16 protein-coding genes are annotated in these 16,046 nt (G+C 65.6%); 9 read left to right on the forward strand and 7 right to left on the reverse strand.

Annotation, left to right across the window (positions count from 1 at the left end; translation table 11 throughout):
- Positions 1 to 44 precede the first annotated feature (44 nt).
- Positions 45 to 398: a three-helix bundle dimerization domain-containing protein gene (locus E3O45_RS17340; protein WP_166789338.1), complete on the reverse strand. Its 354-nt coding sequence runs from the start codon at positions 396 to 398 to the stop codon at positions 45 to 47.
- Between E3O45_RS17340 and E3O45_RS00210 the strand changes: the two genes are divergently transcribed.
- Complete coding sequence (locus E3O45_RS00210) at positions 397 to 1,110, forward strand: M50 family metallopeptidase (protein ID WP_134441027.1); 714 nt, start codon at positions 397 to 399, stop codon at positions 1,108 to 1,110. The genes E3O45_RS17340 and E3O45_RS00210 overlap by 2 nt on opposite strands.
- Positions 1,111 to 1,146: 36 nt before the next feature.
- Positions 1,147 to 1,800, forward strand: coding sequence for an SDR family oxidoreductase (locus E3O45_RS00215; RefSeq protein WP_134441028.1), 654 nt, complete (start codon positions 1,147 to 1,149; stop codon positions 1,798 to 1,800).
- A 13-nt stretch (positions 1,801 to 1,813) separates the two neighbouring features.
- On the opposite strand, the gene E3O45_RS00220 is transcribed toward E3O45_RS00215, so the two are convergent.
- Together E3O45_RS00220 and E3O45_RS00225 are read right to left on the reverse strand one after the other, a co-directional pair.
- Positions 1,814 to 2,383, reverse strand: a complete 570-nt coding sequence (locus E3O45_RS00220) for a hypothetical protein (RefSeq protein ID WP_134441029.1) — start codon at positions 2,381 to 2,383, stop codon at positions 1,814 to 1,816.
- Between the two features lie 68 nt (positions 2,384 to 2,451).
- The gene (locus E3O45_RS00225; RefSeq protein WP_134441030.1) at positions 2,452 to 3,183 is read right to left on the reverse strand and encodes a YqjF family protein; all 732 of its coding nucleotides are present in this window, start codon (positions 3,181 to 3,183) and stop codon (positions 2,452 to 2,454) included.
- A gap of 192 nt (positions 3,184 to 3,375) precedes the next feature.
- On the opposite strand from E3O45_RS00225, the gene E3O45_RS00230 reads away from it, so the two are divergent.
- Positions 3,376 to 4,557, forward strand: a complete 1,182-nt coding sequence (locus tag E3O45_RS00230) for a MarP family serine protease (RefSeq protein ID WP_134441031.1) — start codon at positions 3,376 to 3,378, stop codon at positions 4,555 to 4,557.
- Positions 4,558 to 4,820: 263 nt separating this feature from the next.
- Here E3O45_RS00230 and E3O45_RS00235 read toward each other — a convergent pair whose 3' ends face one another.
- The gene (locus tag E3O45_RS00235) at positions 4,821 to 6,041 is read right to left on the reverse strand and encodes an ammonium transporter (RefSeq protein ID WP_134441032.1); all 1,221 of its coding nucleotides are present in this window, start codon (positions 6,039 to 6,041) and stop codon (positions 4,821 to 4,823) included.
- 177 nt (positions 6,042 to 6,218) lie between these two features.
- Positions 6,219 to 7,271: a cell division protein ZapE gene (zapE, locus tag E3O45_RS00240; RefSeq protein ID WP_104135025.1), complete on the reverse strand. Its 1,053-nt coding sequence runs from the start codon at positions 7,269 to 7,271 to the stop codon at positions 6,219 to 6,221.
- Between the two features lie 159 nt (positions 7,272 to 7,430).
- On the opposite strand from zapE, the gene E3O45_RS00245 reads away from it, so the two are divergent.
- Both E3O45_RS00245 and E3O45_RS00250 read left to right on the forward strand, forming a co-directional pair.
- Positions 7,431 to 8,342, forward strand: coding sequence for a sulfurtransferase (locus E3O45_RS00245; protein WP_092449134.1), 912 nt, complete (start codon positions 7,431 to 7,433; stop codon positions 8,340 to 8,342).
- Positions 8,339 to 8,767: a SufE family protein gene (locus tag E3O45_RS00250; RefSeq protein ID WP_134441033.1), complete on the forward strand. Its 429-nt coding sequence runs from the start codon at positions 8,339 to 8,341 to the stop codon at positions 8,765 to 8,767. The genes E3O45_RS00245 and E3O45_RS00250 overlap by 4 nt, the downstream gene beginning before the upstream one ends.
- Positions 8,768 to 8,779: 12 nt before the next feature.
- On the opposite strand, the gene E3O45_RS00255 is transcribed toward E3O45_RS00250, so the two are convergent.
- A complete protein-coding gene (locus E3O45_RS00255; protein ID WP_134441034.1) occupies positions 8,780 to 10,036 on the reverse strand; it encodes a S9 family peptidase in 1,257 nt (418 codons plus the stop codon).
- 76 nt (positions 10,037 to 10,112) lie between these two features.
- Here E3O45_RS00255 and E3O45_RS00260 point away from each other — a divergent pair, with 76 nt between their 5' ends.
- From E3O45_RS00260 to E3O45_RS00275, 4 genes are all read left to right on the forward strand, one after another.
- The gene (locus tag E3O45_RS00260; protein ID WP_092449193.1) at positions 10,113 to 10,652 is read left to right on the forward strand and encodes a DUF3000 domain-containing protein; all 540 of its coding nucleotides are present in this window, start codon (positions 10,113 to 10,115) and stop codon (positions 10,650 to 10,652) included.
- 19 nt (positions 10,653 to 10,671) lie between these two features.
- On the forward strand, positions 10,672 to 11,868 hold the full coding sequence (locus E3O45_RS00265) for an HRDC domain-containing protein (RefSeq protein ID WP_134441042.1): 1,197 nt from the start codon (positions 10,672 to 10,674) through the stop codon (positions 11,866 to 11,868).
- 98 nt (positions 11,869 to 11,966) lie between these two features.
- Positions 11,967 to 13,172 carry a thiolase family protein gene (locus E3O45_RS00270; protein WP_134441035.1) on the forward strand — a complete coding sequence of 402 codons (1,206 nt, stop codon included), beginning with the start codon at positions 11,967 to 11,969 and terminating at the stop codon, positions 13,170 to 13,172.
- Positions 13,169 to 15,334: a 3-hydroxyacyl-CoA dehydrogenase NAD-binding domain-containing protein gene (locus E3O45_RS00275; RefSeq protein ID WP_134441036.1), complete on the forward strand. Its 2,166-nt coding sequence runs from the start codon at positions 13,169 to 13,171 to the stop codon at positions 15,332 to 15,334. Before E3O45_RS00270 ends, E3O45_RS00275 begins: the two co-directional genes overlap by 4 nt.
- 127 nt (positions 15,335 to 15,461) lie before the next feature.
- Here E3O45_RS00275 and E3O45_RS00280 read toward each other — a convergent pair whose 3' ends face one another.
- On the reverse strand, positions 15,462 to 15,950 hold the full coding sequence (locus tag E3O45_RS00280) for a hypothetical protein (protein ID WP_134441037.1): 489 nt from the start codon (positions 15,948 to 15,950) through the stop codon (positions 15,462 to 15,464).
- Positions 15,951 to 16,046: the final 96 nt, after the last annotated feature.

The raw sequence follows: 16,046 nt of genomic DNA on the forward strand, positions 1-16,046 counted from the left end.
AAATCGGGGCTTTTCATGGTTAAGTCGCCTGATTCACGCCGTCCTCAGGCAGCAACGTTGACCACGGCAACCCGGGCGAGGCGGGCCTTCGCAGCGTGCTCGACCAGATTGGAAACGTACTGAAGAACCGGCCTGCCATTCAATTTCACGTATTCGAGTTCAATGACGTGGTCAACTCGCGATCGCGTAACCAGCGGAAACTGCGCCGTCAGCCGCTCGATAATTTCGTGGATATTCTGCCGTTCCGTGCGTTTCTCCATGGAACCAGTGTCCAGCGGCCCATCTCGCTTACGCACCCCCTGTGCGTGTTCCTCCCGAACCACGCCGTCGCACGGTGGCATTTGCTCGCCGCCCCAGCTATCCAGGGCTGCTCGGCAGACACCTAGTCTGAGACGCATGGACCTGCTCCTCGACATCTGGCAGCGCATGACGACTCCGCACGCCGCGCTCGCCCCCCTCACCGCGTGGCTGACCGTGGCGGCGGCCGCGGCGATCGTGTTTTTTCCGCCGGTATGGCGCCTGGCCCGGCACGCCATCACCATCGTGCACGAAGGCGGCCACGGAGTCGTCGCGGTGGTCTGTGGGCGGCGGCTGGGCGGCATCCGCTTGCATTCGGACACCTCAGGACTCACCGTGAGCCGCGGTCGCCCGAGCGGGCCGGGCATGATCTTCACCCTATTGGCCGGTTACCCCGCCCCCGCGCTGCTCGGCCTTGGCGCTGCCTGGCTGCTCAGCCGGGGGTACGACCTGGGATTGCTTTGGGCGCTGCTCGCGGCGCTCGCGCTGCTGCTCGTGCAGATTCGCAACTGGTTCGGGCTCTGGTCGGTCGCCGTCACGGGTGCCATCGTCTTCGGTGTCTCCTGGTTCGGCACGCCGCAGCTACAGGGCGTGTTCGCCCTACTAGTCACGGCATTTCTCCTGCTCGGTGCACTGCGCACGTCCCTCGAGCTGCAACAGTCCCGGTCGCGCAGGGCCGAGTCATCGTCTGACGCCGACCAGCTGGCTCGGCTCACCCACATTCCGGGGCTGTTCTGGGTGGCCGTCTTTCTCGGCGTCCAACTGGGCTGCGTTACGCTCGCCGCGATACTGCTGGGTTTTCTTCAACCCTGAGCGCTGCCGGCAGCCAATCGTGACAGGCTTAATCACATGACAAATATTGCAATCATCGGCGGGCACGGAAAAGTTGCCCTCCACCTGGCCCGTCTGCTCACGACTGCCGGCCACGAGGTCAGCTCCCTCGTCCGCAACCCCGAGCATGCCGCCGACGTTTTGGCGACCGGCGCAACCCCCTTGCAAGCGGATGTCGAGAATCTGTCCACCGATCAGCTCACGGCCCTCCTGGCCGGCCACGACGCCATCGTCTGGTCCGCCGGGGCCGGCGGGGGAAGCGCTGAGCGCACCTATGCGGTCGACCGAGATGCGGCCATCCGCTCAATGGTCGCCGCAGCGCAGGCCGGCATCTACCGTTACGTGATGGTCTCCTATAAGGGATCGCGCGCCGACCACGGCGCCTCCCCCGACGACGGCATGTTCGCCTACTACGAGGCCAAGGCGGCAGCCGACGACTACCTGCGAGCAACCTCACTGAACTGGACCATCCTCGGACCGAGCGCGCTGACCCTCGACGCCGCGAGCGGTTCCATCATGGTGGGGTCCGACGGCACGGGCGGCGACACCTCACGCGAGAACGTCGCGCTCGTCGCCGCAGCCGTGCTCGCGAGCGACAACAGCATCGGGAAGTTCATTGAGTTCACCGACGGCGACGTTCCCGTTGGTGAGGCCATCGCCGCCGTCCACTAACGGCCCTGGGAGATCAGAACCCGAAGTCTCCACCGAAGTCGCCGCCGCCGAAATCTCCTCCAGCGTCTCCACCGGAGTCGCTGCCCGAATCGGCGTTGGTCTCGCTGTTCGCGTCGGCACCGGCATCCGTGCCGCCACCGTCCATCGGCATGAAGGAGCTGACCAGCGCCGATCCGATGACGAAACCGGCGACCGTACCGAGCAGTGATCCGCCGACCATGCTGCCAAAGCCCATGCCGTTCTGGTTTCCGAAGGTCCGGGTGAGCGTGCCCGGCTCGCGGAGCTCGGCCCGGGTCGCCGCCTGGGCCAGGTGGGCCGGCGCGGCATCCGCTGGACGCTCACTCGGTTCGAGGTTCTCGGTGAGCTGGCGAAAGAGAATATCGCGCTGTTCCTCGGTCAATTTGGAGAACGCCTCGGTGTGCACCTTCTCGATGGTCTCGGGCGGTGCGGTGCGCAGCAGGTACTGGTAGCGCTCGACGGCGATCTCATCCTCGCTGCGGACCGGACCGCTATTCGACCGCACTGGCCGATCGTCGGTGGGTGCCTGCTCCTTGCGCCCGAGCAGAAAATCAAGAAATCCCATGCTGTACTCCTTCAGTATCGTGGTCGATCAGAACATTTTTTCAGAACTTTCTGAGTACGCCCACCCGGTCAGTTGCCCCGTCCGAACCAGGTCGTCACGCCGGGCGAGTAGAGCACAGAGTCGGGAGCGCGATCGGCCAGACCGGGGAAACCGGCTGCGGCCAGCAGGCTGTCGTCAATACTCAGGAGCTCAGCACGGTATAACGGCCACGGCTCATGATGGTTGCGCAGGTGCACGATGCGACCACGGATGCTTGTGAACAGGGCCCAGCGCGCGGTCAAAAAATCGGCCAACGGGTCATCCAGCACGGCGACTGAACCCGGCCGAGCCACCACCTCGGTGTGCGCGGTCCGGTCGCGGTGGCGCGTCGCGGTGTACCGGTACTGTCCGGAATCAACCGAGAGCCGCGTGCGCGACCAGATGTAGGGCAGCGAGAACAGCGCACGCGCAGCGAGCACGGCAGCGAGGCGGCTGGCCTCCAGCGATACGAACACAACGCCGCGACGCCCCCGGGCGTCAACGGCGTAGAGGCGCACGTTTACCTCGACGAAGGTGCCGAAGTACGGAATCGGCGGGCTCCCGAGAACGGTCGCGCGATCGAGGACGAACGGGATCAGGCCCACCCAGCTCGATCCGTCATGCTCATCGGGAACCAGGCCGCTGGGCAGGAGCGGCGCGATCAGCGCAGCATCCACTCTCCAATGAAGAAACACCAGGTGCGACCAGCGCTGGCTGGCCACGGCCCGCCCGGCCAGGGGCGGTGCGATCGTGGAGATGGGCAAGGACTCTGCTGGAGTCACCGCTGTCCTTTCGGGCCGACGTCGGTTGTCGGTTCACGATACTTCAGTTTGGCGTGCCCCGCGCCTGTTGATCGGCCGGGAAAGCACGCGGGGCGCCGGCTGCGCTCAGCAATCGCGAAGGAGGCCTGTGTAACCATGAACAATACGAGATCGTGACCGAACAACACGTGCAGCATCAACTAAGGGAGACGAATGCCAGGCTCAACCGTGCTCGACCTCCTGCTCATTCTGTTGTTGGTCGTCGCCCTCGTCAACGGCTACCGCAGCGGTCTGTTGCGCAGCCTGACCGGCATAATCGGCGCGGTCGCCGGTGGATTCGCCGCCTTCTTCGTGGTACCGCTGGTCGGCGGCTGGATTCCCGCGCCGGAATGGCGCACCCCCGGCACGATCGCCGTGGCCGTTCTGCTCGTACTCATTGGACACTCGGTCGGTGCTTCCGCCGGCAGCATGGTCGGCCGCAAATCGAAGCGTTCCCCGCTCGGCACGATCAACCGCGTACTCGGTGCAGCCTTCGCTGCGGTCGCCTCGGCGCTCGTGGCGTCGATGGTCGCGTTTAGCATCGGTGCACTGGGTATACCATTCCTCTCCCCCGCCATCGCTGAATCTACCGTGGTGTCTCGCATCGACTCGGCGACCCCTGACCGGGTCAAGGCCCTCCTCGCGCAACTTCGCTCCGTTGCGGTGTCCCAGGGTCTGCCGCGCATCGTCGACGCCTTCACCGGCCCGACACCGGATGCTGCCCAGGCCGACACCAGCAGCCCGGCCCTGGCCGTGGCCGCGCAGTCCGTCGTACGCATCACCGGAACGGCCTACGCCTGTGGCCAGAGCCAGTCGGGCAGCGGATTCGTGGTGTCCGACGGCCGCGTCATCACCAACGCCCACGTCGTGGCCGGGGTGAACCAGCCCGTGATTGAGACGCCGTCCGGTGAGGCTTTGGCCGGGGAAATCGTCTACTTCGACCCGGTCGATGACCTCGCCGTCATTTCGGTGCCTGGACTCGGCGCAGCCCCACTCACTGTCGGCGCCGATCTTTCCGCGGGCAGTGGCGCGGTCGCCGACGGGTACCCCTTCGGCGGTCCGTACGTCTCCGACCCGGCCCAGGTTATCTCGCTCGGCACCATCAGCGTCGCCGACATCTACGGCCAGGACCCGACGCCGCGCCAGGTGTACACCGTGGCGTCCGACGTGCAGCAGGGCGAGTCTGGCGGTCCGCTGCTGAACGAGTCCGGCCTCGTCGTCGGCGTCATCTTTGCCAAGGCGTCCAACACCGACAATGTCGGCTACGCCCTCGCGCTCGATGAGGTTCAGCCGGTCATCAACGAGGCACCGGGCCGGAACGCCCCGGTCTCGTCCGGCACCTGCGTTCGCGGCTGAGTCAGCGGCATCCGCTCACCCGCAGTTGCGGCAAAGCTATTGATTGTCGGCAGTCACGGAAGAGCCAGCGGCATCCATTCGCCGACAGTTCGGTGAGTCAGCGGCGGGTTCACCCGCAGTTGCCGGTGAACCCGCGGCATCCGTTCACCCGCCGCATCCGTTCACCGGCGGCACCGTGGGCGGTTACGCAGAAAGGCGGTACCGAAGCGGATGATCCCGCTTCCGTACCGCCCGTTACCCGACCAGTCGGGACTGTTCAGAGCCTAGACACGCTCGAGGGCGTAGCCCTCTTCGCCGTGCACGCTGGTGTCGATTCCGGCCAGTTCGTCTTCGTTCTTGATGCGGAAACCGATGGTCTTCTCGATCGCGAGACCAAGCAGGTACGCGATGACGAAGGAGTAGACGAGGACCGAGAAGGCCGCGATAGCCTGCACGGCGAGCTGACCGAGGTCGCCACCGGTGAACAGGCCAGTACCGATGGCGAAGAAGCCGAGGTACAGGGTGCCGATGATGCCGCCGACGAGGTGGATGCCGACCACGTCGAGCGAGTCGTCGAAGCCGAGCTTGAACTTGAGTTCGACGGCGAGGGCGCAGACGGCACCGGCGACGGCACCCAGCAGCAGTGCCCAGCCGGGCTCGAGGTTGGCGCAGGCCGGGGTGATGGCGACAAGTCCGGCAACGGCACCGGATGCTGCACCGACCGAGGTGGCCTTGCCGTCCTTGAACTTCTCGACCAGCATCCAGGCGAGGATGGCCGCTGCGGTGGCACCGAGGGTGTTGACGACGATGATGCCAACGTTGGCGAGGCCGTTGAGCCATTCGGCGCCGGCGTTGAAGCCGAACCAGCCGAACCAGAGAATGGAGGCACCGATGAGCACGAGCGGCACGTTGTGCGGCTTGGTGATGCCCTTCTGAAAGCCGACCCGCTTGCCGAGAACCAGCGCGAGGGCGAGAGCAGCTGCACCGGCGTTAATGTGCACCGCGGTGCCGCCGGCGTAGTCGATGACGCCCGGGAGGCTCAGCGTCTCACCCAGTTTCATGATCCAGCCACCGCCCCAGACCCAGGCAGCGACCGGGAAGTAGACGAGGGTCGCCCAGACGCCGGCGAAGATCATCCAGGACCCGAACTTGGCCCGGTCGGCGACCGCGCCACTGATCAGGGCAACGGTGATGATGGCGAAGGTGGCACCGTAGGTGGCACCGAGCAGATCGATGCTGCCGGTCTCGCCCATGGCGAGCTGGCCCAGGCCGAAGTCCGAGAACGGGTTTCCGGCGAATTGAGTGGGGCTGCCGACAGCGCTCATGTTGAAGCCATAGAGAATCCAGAGGACGCTAATGAGACCCAATGCGCCGAAGCTCATCATCATCATGCTGATGACGCTCTTGGCCTTGACCAGTCCGCCGTAGAAGAAGGCGACACCCGGTGTCATAAACAACACCAGTGCGGTGGCTGTCAGCCCCCATGCGATGCTTCCGGTATCCATAGATTGTCCTCACGCGTCTCGAATGTGCAGGGTGTAACGCGAAGTGAGCCACCTCGGATACGAGTCAAGTATCTGAGGTGGCTGTTACAACAAACGTTCCGACGTGTTTCGTGCCGGTTACGAGCCCGAGTGAATTGTTAACGCCACGTTTCGTGCCTCGTGCGCGGTAAATGTGCGCTAATCGGTGTGCGGCGGTAGCTCACCGGTGGTGAGGGCGACCATACGCGACTGGGAGCGCTGGTATTTCTTGCGGTAGCCGCCCGCCATCATTTCGTCGTCGAACACCTCGTTGAGTGGGCGCCCGCTCGCGACGATGGGAATTTCAGCGTCGTAAACGCGGTCGATGAAGGCCACCAGGCGAAGGGCATCCGTTTGATCGGTCAGCAGGTACACCCCGCGGATGGCGATGACCTCGACGTCGCGAATGACCTTGACGTACTTGGAGGGATGCACGGTGCCGAGGTGGCGCATGAGGGCACCGAAGTCGTCTTCGGTTACCTTCGAACCGCGCTGAAGGAGGGTATTCACCAGGTGTTCGCGCGCTTCGGGTTCGACGGAGACGGCCTGGCCGGACACGTTGCGACGACGGTAGTCGAGCCCGTCGATGCGCAGGGTCTCGAAGTTGGCGCTCATTGCGGAAATCTCCCGCAGAAAGTCCTGCGCGGCGAACCGGCCCTCGCCGAGCGAGTTCGGCGGGGTGTTCGACGTGGCGGCTACCCGGGTGCCGGTGGCGACGAGTTCGCCGAGCAACCGGGTCATCACCATGGTGTCGCCCGGATCGTCGAGTTCGAACTCGTCGATGCAGATGAGCTTCGCGCTGCGCAGCTCCTTGATGGTTTCCTGGTAGCCGAGCGCACCGACCAGCGCAGTGTATTCGATGAAGGTACCGAAATACTTGGGGCCGGTCGCCGCATGCCAGAGCGCTGCAAGCAGGTGGGTCTTGCCGACGCCGAAACCGCCGTCGAGGTAGATGCCGGGCAGGTCGTCCTTGGCCTGACGGCGGCGGGAGAAGAACCCGGCCGGCCGGGGGTTTACGAATTCGATGAGTTTCTCGACCGCGGTCATCTGCGACGGATAGTCATGGTCGGGGCGGTAGTTCTCAAACGAAGCGTGTTCAAACTGGGGAGGCGGCACTAGCTCGGCCACGATTTCGCGACCGGTGATCGTCGGCGTGCGGTCGGCGAGTTGCGGAACCGTGTGCTGTGCCTTTTCGTGGGCCTCTGGTGCCATGCTGAAACGCCCGTTCTCGTTCTTCGATCTGCGAAATGCGCGGTGTAACCAAAATGCGCAGTGTGCCGGCACCGCGTAGGTTTAACTGGTGGGCATCGATAAGCCTAATCCGCGGTCAACCCGACTTGCGAATGCATCCGCTGCCCACCTGGAGGTTACATGTCTGCCCCGTTCGACACGACCGAGAAATTCGCCGCCTACGCGCACCCCTCGAAACTGGTTTCCACGCAGTGGCTGGCCCAACACCGGGGCGATGCCGGTCTCGTGGTGGTCGAGTCCGACGAAGACGTGCTGCTCTACGAAGTCGGCCACATTCGCGGCTCGGTCAAGATCGACTGGCACACCGACCTCAACGACAAGGTCAACCGCGACTACATCGACGGCGCCGCCTTTGCCGCCCTGCTGTCGAGCAAGGGCATCGCCCGCGACAGCACCGTCGTCATCTACGGGGACAAGAGCAACTGGTGGGCCGCCTACGCCCTCTGGGTCTTCACCCTGTTCGGACACGACGACGTGCGCCTGCTTGACGGTGGCCGCGAGAAATGGCTCGCCGAGGAACGCGAGATGACCACGGACGCTTCGAACGTGACCCCCACCGATTACCCCGTCGTCGAACGCGACGACGCTCCCATTCGGGCGTTCAAAGACGACGTACTCGGCCACTTCGGACAGCCGCTCATCGACGTACGCTCCCCCGAGGAATACAGCGGAGCCCGCACGACGATGCCCGCCTACCCGGAAGAGGGTGCCCTGCGCGGCGGCCACATTCCCTCGGCCGCCTCGGTGCCGTGGGCTCGCGCCGCAGACACCGACTCGACTTTTCGCTCGCGCAGTGAACTCGACGCGATCTATCGGGATGAGGCCGGACTGACCGACGGCGACGACGTCATCGCCTATTGCCGCATCGGCGAACGCTCCAGCCACACCTGGTTCGTGCTGACCCACCTGCTCGGTTTCGAGAATGTGCGCAATTACGACGGATCCTGGACCGAGTGGGGCAACGCCGTCGCCGTGCCGATCGCCGTCGGCACCGAGCCGGGCGACGCCCCGGCTCCGGCACCTCGCCGATGACCGCGGACCTGCTGGCCGAGATTCGGGAGGATTTCCTCGCCCTCGAGCAGAAGGACCGACTGCTGTTGCTGCTCGAGTTCGCCAACGAACTGCCGGAACTTCCGCAGAAGTTTCAGGATCACCCCGACCTGCTCGAACGCGTCGTCGAATGCCAGTCGCCGGTCTTCATCTTCGTTGAAGTGGATGCCGATGGTTTGTTCCACCTGCACGCGACGGCTCCCCGCGAGTCACCCACCACCCGCGGCTTCGCGTCGATCCTCGCGCAGGGTCTCGACGGCCTGAGCGTGGAGCAGGTACTGGGCGTTCCCGATGACTACCCGCAGTCGATCGGACTCAGTGAGGCCGTCTCACCGCTGCGCCTGCGCGGCATGAGCGCGATGCTCGGCCGGGCCAAGCGTCAATTACGGGAGCGTGTGGCTGCGTGACGCTCGGCGCGGTCAACGCCGCGTCAACCGCGCCAGCCAGCCGGCGATTTCGGCCTCCCAACGGCCGGGGTCGTAGTTCCACAATTTGGTGTGGCGCGCCTCGGTGAACGCCACGAAGGTCACCGAGTCGGGCCGCCGGTCAGCGAGGCGGCGCGACCCGGTGACCGGAACGAAACCGTCATCGTCGCTGTGCAGCAGCAGAATGGGCCGGTGCAGGTCACGGGCGCGCGCCACGAAGTCGAGCCGCCCGAAGTCGATCGGCGCTCCGAGTCCGGTCAGCCGTTGTCCCTGCCGTGACCCCATCAGCGCGACTGCTCCGCGGGCGATCTGCCTCGGCAGCCGGCGATCGATGGCCTGTGCGGCCACGACGTCGGCCCAGTCGATCACGGGAGATTCCAGCACCACCCCGACGATCAGCGGCGCCTGTGCGCTGCGGGTGAGGGCCTGCAGGCAGATCGCTCCCCCCATCGACCAGCCCATCAGCACGACGCTGGTCGCTCCCTGGTCAGCGGCAAAGCTCATGGCCGCATCGACGTCGGCCCACTCCGTGTCGCCCAGCCCGTAGCGCCCATCGGGGCTGGCCGGGGCGTCCCCATCGTTGCGGTAGGAGACGAGCAGCGACGTGTAGCCGGCCGCTCGAAACACGGGCACCGCCCGCAGCGCCTCCTCCCGGCGTACCGCCCGGCCGTGCACCTGGATCACCCAGCGACCACCCGCAGCTGCGGCATCCGCTGGAATGAGCCAGGCAGGGGCCGGGCCAAGTGCGGTCGGGACGGCGACACTGTGCCAGGGGAAGCCGAGATCGTCGGGGCCGGTGTAGAGCCAGCCGCTGAACCGGCCGCGCCGGGCGGCCTGGAGGTCGCCGTAGTCCACAGCGAGGATACGCCGGGTGACGGTGGCGCCCGTTCGATCGGTGATCGCGCCGACGCGGGCGTGGCCGGTGTCGTTGCCAAAGAAAAAGCTATAGTCGCCCGCGAGCACCGAATCACGGTGCCGTTGCAGGGTGATCAGGCCGCGCCCGAGGTCGACCGCGAACACCCGCGTGTCATCCGCACGTTTGGCCGGGGGTGTGACGATGGTTTTGGCCATGACCGCGGCGAGAATGGCGCTGGTGGCGAGACCGACGACGGCCGCACCGGCGATGGCCAGGCCCGTGACGGCCAGGATCGGCCCCAGAATCGACCGCTGCGCAGCGTCTGCGCGCCCGTTTGGGGGCTGTGCCTCGTTCACCCGCACCTCCAACTGGTCGGCGTGCCTCACGGACAACACCCAGAAAAAACTCTAGTCTGCAGACGTGCCCGAAACAGATCAATCGCTGCCCGTGGAGTTTGCCGCGGCTTTGTCAATGATTCGTCGCGCGACGAGTCGGGCCGAATTAGTCGTCACCGAGATTTCCGCGCCGGCCCAGCTTGCACCGTACTCCTTCGCCCTGGCGGCCAATATCACGCCGATGCGACCCGGCAAAGACTCCGAGCTCGGAACCGGCCGATTCATTCTGCTGTACGACCCGGATGAGCCCGAGGGATGGAACGGTGCTTTTCGCGTCGTATGCTTTGCGCAGGCACCGCTCGAGGTAGAAATCGGACTCGATCCCTTTCTGGCCGAAGTCACCTGGGCCTGGCTGGTCGATGCCCTGAACTCCCGCAAGGCCAAGTACACCGCGGCGTCGGGAACGGCGACTAAAATAATCTCGTCAGGCTTTGGCGAACTCGCCAAACAGGGAGATGGCGCGCAGATTGAGCTGCGCGCGTCGTGGACACCCCTGGATCACAATCTCACCGCCCACGTCGAGGGGTGGGGCGAGCTGCTCTGCATGCTCGCCGGACTCCCTCCCGCTGGGGAAGGAGTCAGCATGTTGTCAGCACGCCGAGCAGCCCGTGGCTGAATCGCAATCCAACCAGACCATCGCTCTGCACCGGGTCGTGGATACCCGCGAGGCCTACCTCGCCGCCACGGCCGCCCTGGCGGCCGGAACCGGGCCGGTCGGGGTCGACGCGGAGCGGGCATCCGGTTTCACCTACTCGCAACGCGCTTATCTGATTCAGATTTACCGTCGCGGCGCCGGAACGTTTCTCTTCGACCCGCCGCCGATCGGCGATTTCAGCGAGCTGAACGAGGCCCTCGCCGACACGGAGTGGATTCTGCACGCCGCCAGCCAGGACCTCGCCTGCCTGCGTGAGGTCGGGCTTGACCCGGCACGCATCTTTGACACCGAGCTCGCTGCCCGGCTACTCGGCCTCCCCCGCGTGGGCCTGGGCACCGTGGTAGAAGAGTTGCTCGGCATCCACCTGGCCAAAGAACACTCCGCCGCGAACTGGTCAACCCGGCCGCTGCCGGAATCGTGGCTGGTCTACGCCGCCCTCGACGTGGAGCTACTGCCCGACCTGCGCGACCGCATGGTCGATCTGTTGGTGGAATCCGACAAGACCGACATCGCCGACCAGGAATTCGCCGCCACCCTGGCCAAGGAGGCCAAGGCCGCCCGCGTCGACCCGTGGCGCCGACTGTCCGGCCTGCACTCGCTGCGTGGCCAGCGCAACCTCGCCGTCGCCCGGGAACTATGGCTGGCCCGCGACGAGTTCGCCCGCGACGTGGATGTCTCCCCCGGCCGTCTGGTTCCCGACGCCTCCCTGCTCGCCGCGGCACGGGTGCTTCCCGCGACCCGCCAGGCGCTGTCCGACCTGCGCGAGTTCAACGGGCGGGCGAGTCGCAACGAACTCGACCGCTGGTGGGCCGCCATTCAACGTGGCCGCGTCACCACCGAGTTGCCACCGCTCAAGGCGAGCAACGACACCCTCCCGCCACCACGCGCCTGGGCCGACCGCAACCCCGAGGCGGACGTGCGCTACAAGGCGGCGCGGGCTGCGCTGCAGACCGTCAGCGACGAGTTGGCGATTCCCCTGGAGAACCTGCTGACCCCGGACTTTCTGCGCCGGGTGGCGTGGACGCCGCCGGAGCCGCTGGATGCGGCATCCGTCGGAGAAGTGCTGACCCAGTTGGGGGCGCGACGCTGGCAAGTTGACGTGACTGCACAATTTATAGCGGATGCTTTTGTAGCAGTTCCACAAGTTGCCGATCCCGTGTCGGATCTGGAGTCGTAGGATCCGGCAAACGATTCGGGTGGGAAATTTCACCACCCTAGGATCGAAACGACCTGACAGGTCGATTCGAATCTGATCCAACACGTACTGGAGGCATTGTGGCCGAGAGAGCAGAAGTCGTCTTTGTGGACGGGGTTCGCACCCCGTTCGGACGCGCCGGCGAAAAGGGCATGTACTGGAATACCAGAGCCGATGACCTCGTGGTCAAGGCGATCATCGGGTTGATGGAACGCAACCCGGGGGTACCCCCGGAGCGTATCGACGACGTCGCGATCGCTGCCACAACGCAGACCGGCGACCAGGGCCTGACCCTCGGTCGCACGGCTGCACTGCTGGCCGGGCTGCCGAAATCGGTGCCCGGCTTCGCGATCGACCGCATGTGCGCCGGGGCGATGACCGCGGTGACAATGATGGGGTCCTCGATCGGTTTCGGTGCCTACGACCTCGCCATCGCCGGGGGCGTCGAGCACATGGGCCGTCACCCGATGGGATTCGGGGCCGACCCGAACCCGCGATTCCTGTCCGAGCGTCTGGTCAGCGAAGACGCCCTCAACATGGGAGCGACCGCCGAACGCATTCACGACCGGTTCCCCGAATACACCAAGGAACGTTCAGACCGGTTCGCGCTGCGCAGCCAGCAGAAGGTCGCCGCGGCCTACGAAGCTGGCACGATTCAGCCCGACCTGATTTCGGTGGCGACCCGCAGCGAATCAGGGTGGGGCCTGGCGACGCGCGACGAAGCGCCGCGCCCGGAGACGACCATGGAGGGACTCGCAGGCCTGCGCACTCCCTTCCGCTCCCACGGACGGGTCACCGCCGGCAACGCCTCCGGGCTCAATGACGGCGCATCCGCCTGCCTGCTGGCCAGCGGCGCCACCGCCAAGGAGCTTGGCCTCGGCGTGAAAATGACCATGACGAGTTTCGCCTTCGCCGGCGTCGAACCGGAGGTCATGGGCCTTGGCCCCGTGCCCTCCACCGAGAAGGCGCTGCGCAAGGCCGGCCTGTCGATCACCGACATCGGCCTATTCGAGCTCAACGAAGCATTCGCCGTGCAGGTGATCTCGTTCCTCGACCACTTCGGCATCGATGACGAGGATCCGCGCGTGAACGAATACGGCGGAGCGATTGCGCTGGGACATCCACTTGCCAGCTCGGGCGTTCGCCTGATGAACCAGCTGGCCCACCAGTTCGAGCGCCACCCGGAGGTGCGCTACGGCCTCACCGCCATGTGCATCGGTCTCGGCCAGGGTGGCACCGTGATTTGGGAAAACCCGCACTTCAACAAGAAGGCAGCGAAGCGATGACCAACTACGATTCTCTCGATTTCAGCTCGCTCGTTGCGATCTCCGCTGACGAGGTCGTCACGCACTCTTTTGTGCGCGACGTGCCACTGAGTGCCGGCCGTACCCTCGCCCTGGTAACCCTGGACAACGGGCGTGACCACACCCGGCCGAACACGCTCGGCCCGGTTACCCTGCTCGAGTTCGCCGCCACTATGGACGAGCTGAAAGCTCGCGCCGGGCGCGGCGAGATACACGGCGTCGCCGTCACCGGCAAGCCGTTCATTCTCGCCGCCGGAGCGGACCTCAGTAAGGTAGCCGAAATCCCCTCGATCGACACCGGCAAGCTGCTCAGCCAGCTCGGCCACCACGCCCTCGGCAAGCTCGACACGCTGGGTGTGCCGTCGTTCGTCTTCATCAACGGACTCGCACTCGGTGGCGGGCTCGAAATCGGCCTCAACGCGGGCTACCGCACGGTCGACGCGGCCGTGCCGGCGATCGCATTACCCGAGGTCTTTCTCGGCCTGATCCCCGGCTGGGGTGGCTCCTACCTGCTGCCCAACCTGATCGGCATTGAGAATGCCCTGAAGGTCATCATCGAGAACCCGCTCAAGAACAACCGCACCCTCACCGGAGCGGATGCCCTCGCGCTCGGAATCGCGGACGTCATGTTCACGTCGGCGCGGTTCCTCGAAGATTCCATCGCCTGGGCCGACGGGGTGATCGCCGGTACCACGAAGGTGTCGCGTCCAAACGCGCCCGGCAAGATCGAACGCCTGGTCAAGTGGGACGTTGCCATCGGCATCGCCCGCAAGATGCTGGTGAACCGCATCGGTGAGGTCGCGAAGTCCCCCTACGTGGCACTCGATCTGCTGCAGGCCGCCAAGAGCGGCAGCCGCGCAGAGGGCTTCGAGCGCGAAGATGAGGCCCTGGCCGGTCTCATCGCCGGTGACCAGCTGCAGGCGAGCATCTACGCCTTCAACCTCGTGCAGAAGCGGGCCAAGCGGCCGGCCGGCGCGCCGGACAAGAAGCTCGCCCGCCCCATCACTAAGGTCGGCGTTATCGGCGCCGGCCTGATGGCCAGCCAGTTCGCGCTGCTGTTCGTGCGGCGGCTCAAGGTCCCCGTCGTCATCACCGACCTCGACCAGGCCCGCGTCGACAAGGGCATTGCGTACATTCACGGTGAGATCGCGGCCCTTGAGGCTAAGAATCGCATCTCCTCCGACGAGGCCAACCGGCTGCGCGCGCTCGTCACCGGTACGACCGACAAGTCGTTGTTCTCCGATGCCGATTGGGTGATTGAGGCCGTCTTCGAGGAACTCGGCGTCAAGCAGAACGTGTTCGCCGAGATCGAGAAGTTCGTGTCGCCCGAGGCGATTCTGGCGACGAACACATCGTCGCTGTCGGTCGAGCAGATCGGGTCGAAGCTTGCCCACCCGGAGCGGCTGGTCGGCTTCCACTTCTTCAACCCGGTCGCCGTCATGCCACTGATCGAGGTGGTCAACACCCCGCAGACCGACGAGGTCACCCTCGCCACGGCCATGGCCATCGCCGGCAAGTTACGCAAGAATGCGGTGATCACCCGGGACACGCCCGGCTTCGTGGTCAACCGCGTACTCGCCAAGCTGCTCGGTGAAGCGATGCACGCCGTCGACACCGGAACCCCGTTCGAGGTCGTGGAGGCCGCCGTGGCGCCGTTTGGGCTGCCGATGAGCCCGTTCGAGCTGCTCGAGCTGGTCGGCCTCACCGTGGGCGCTCACGTGCTCGACACGCACCATGCGGCGTTCCCCGACCGGTTCTTCGAGAGCGACAACCTGCACAAGCTTGCCGAACACGGCAAGATCCTTGAGCGGGACGGAAAGGGCCGCCGTACCGGCTTCGACAAGGGTGCACTCAAGATCGTCGCCGGCGGCAGCACCCCGATGACCGCCGAGCAAATTCTGCAGCGGGTCGAAGACGGTCTGGTCGACGAGATCAAGCGGATGCTGGACGACGACGTGGTGCACGCAGCCGAGGACATCGACCTGTGCATGATCCTCGGCGCCGGCTGGCCGTTCCAGATGGGCGGGATCACCCCGTACCTCGACCGGGTCGGCGCGAGCGAGCGGGTCTTCGGCGGCACCTTCCACACCCCCGCGATCCGCGGCATCGGTGCTGCCGTCGGGGCGACATCCGCTCAAATATAGCGAGAACGGGGCCGGGTCATAGACCGGGCCCACCTTATGGTCGCGGGCCCAGTTTATAAGCTGGGCCCGCGGACGGGGCCCGGCCCGTCCATGTTCTTAGGGCCTGTAAATCAACAACACGCGTAGTTCAGGGTTGATCTGCTGGGCTTACGGTGTAGTTCCAGTCGCCGTGGAAGTCGTGCCCGGTGAGGTGTTGGGTTTCCAGGTCTGTCATCTCACGGCCGGTGATCTTGATGCCTTTGGGGTACATCGTGTCGTCGAGTCCGGCGGTGACGGTTAGGCCGGTGCGGGCAGCCCTGTCATACACGCCGTAGGGCGTGACCTTGCCGAGTGCCCCCGTGAAGTCGTAGACGCTGGTCGCCACCGCCTCACCAGCCGGCCGGTACTCCCGACCACCGTTGCGGAAGTTGCCGACCAGCTCCTTCTTCTTGCCGTCCACACTGATCACCGGCTGCCCCGCCGCTAGGTGCTCTACGGCCGCGGCGTTGATGCGGGCGAACTGGGCATCTCGGTCCGGATAGTGGCCGCATTCGATCGTCTGGCGTCGCCCTGAAGGCTGCAGTTCTCCTCGCGCAGCAGGCCCGCCACGGTCGGGGCCGACACCGGAGCCTGTCAAATCTTTTGTGTAAGTGTTGGGAATTGGTTAGAGGTGGGGGTTGATTCGGTCGGGGTAAATCATCACGAGCTGGCTGAGGGCTTGCTTCCAATTCGT

The organism is Cryobacterium sp. TMS1-20-1 (assembly GCF_004402355.1).
Lineage (GTDB): Bacteria > Actinomycetota > Actinomycetes > Actinomycetales > Microbacteriaceae > Cryobacterium > Cryobacterium levicorallinum.

Bases quoted from the DNA above. Each gene is read 5' to 3' on its own strand.
- E3O45_RS00275 (WP_134441036.1), top strand. From the start codon at position 13,169: ATGACCAACTACGATTCTCTCGATTTCAGCTCGCTCGTTGCGATCTCC.
- E3O45_RS00260 (WP_092449193.1), top strand. From the start codon at position 10,113: ATGATTCGTCGCGCGACGAGTCGGGCCGAATTAGTCGTCACCGAGATT.
- E3O45_RS00250 (WP_134441033.1), top strand. From the start codon at position 8,339: ATGACCGCGGACCTGCTGGCCGAGATTCGGGAGGATTTCCTCGCCCTC.
- E3O45_RS00215 (WP_134441028.1), top strand. From the start codon at position 1,147: ATGACAAATATTGCAATCATCGGCGGGCACGGAAAAGTTGCCCTCCAC.
- E3O45_RS00245 (WP_092449134.1), top strand. From the start codon at position 7,431: ATGTCTGCCCCGTTCGACACGACCGAGAAATTCGCCGCCTACGCGCAC.
- E3O45_RS00230 (WP_134441031.1), top strand. From the start codon at position 3,376: ATGCCAGGCTCAACCGTGCTCGACCTCCTGCTCATTCTGTTGTTGGTC.
- E3O45_RS17340 (WP_166789338.1), bottom strand. From the start codon at position 398: ATGCGTCTCAGACTAGGTGTCTGCCGAGCAGCCCTGGATAGCTGGGGC.
- E3O45_RS00210 (WP_134441027.1), top strand. From the start codon at position 397: ATGGACCTGCTCCTCGACATCTGGCAGCGCATGACGACTCCGCACGCC.
- E3O45_RS00235 (WP_134441032.1), bottom strand. From the start codon at position 6,041: ATGGATACCGGAAGCATCGCATGGGGGCTGACAGCCACCGCACTGGTG.
- zapE (WP_104135025.1), bottom strand. From the start codon at position 7,271: ATGGCACCAGAGGCCCACGAAAAGGCACAGCACACGGTTCCGCAACTC.
- E3O45_RS00220 (WP_134441029.1), bottom strand. From the start codon at position 2,383: ATGGGATTTCTTGATTTTCTGCTCGGGCGCAAGGAGCAGGCACCCACC.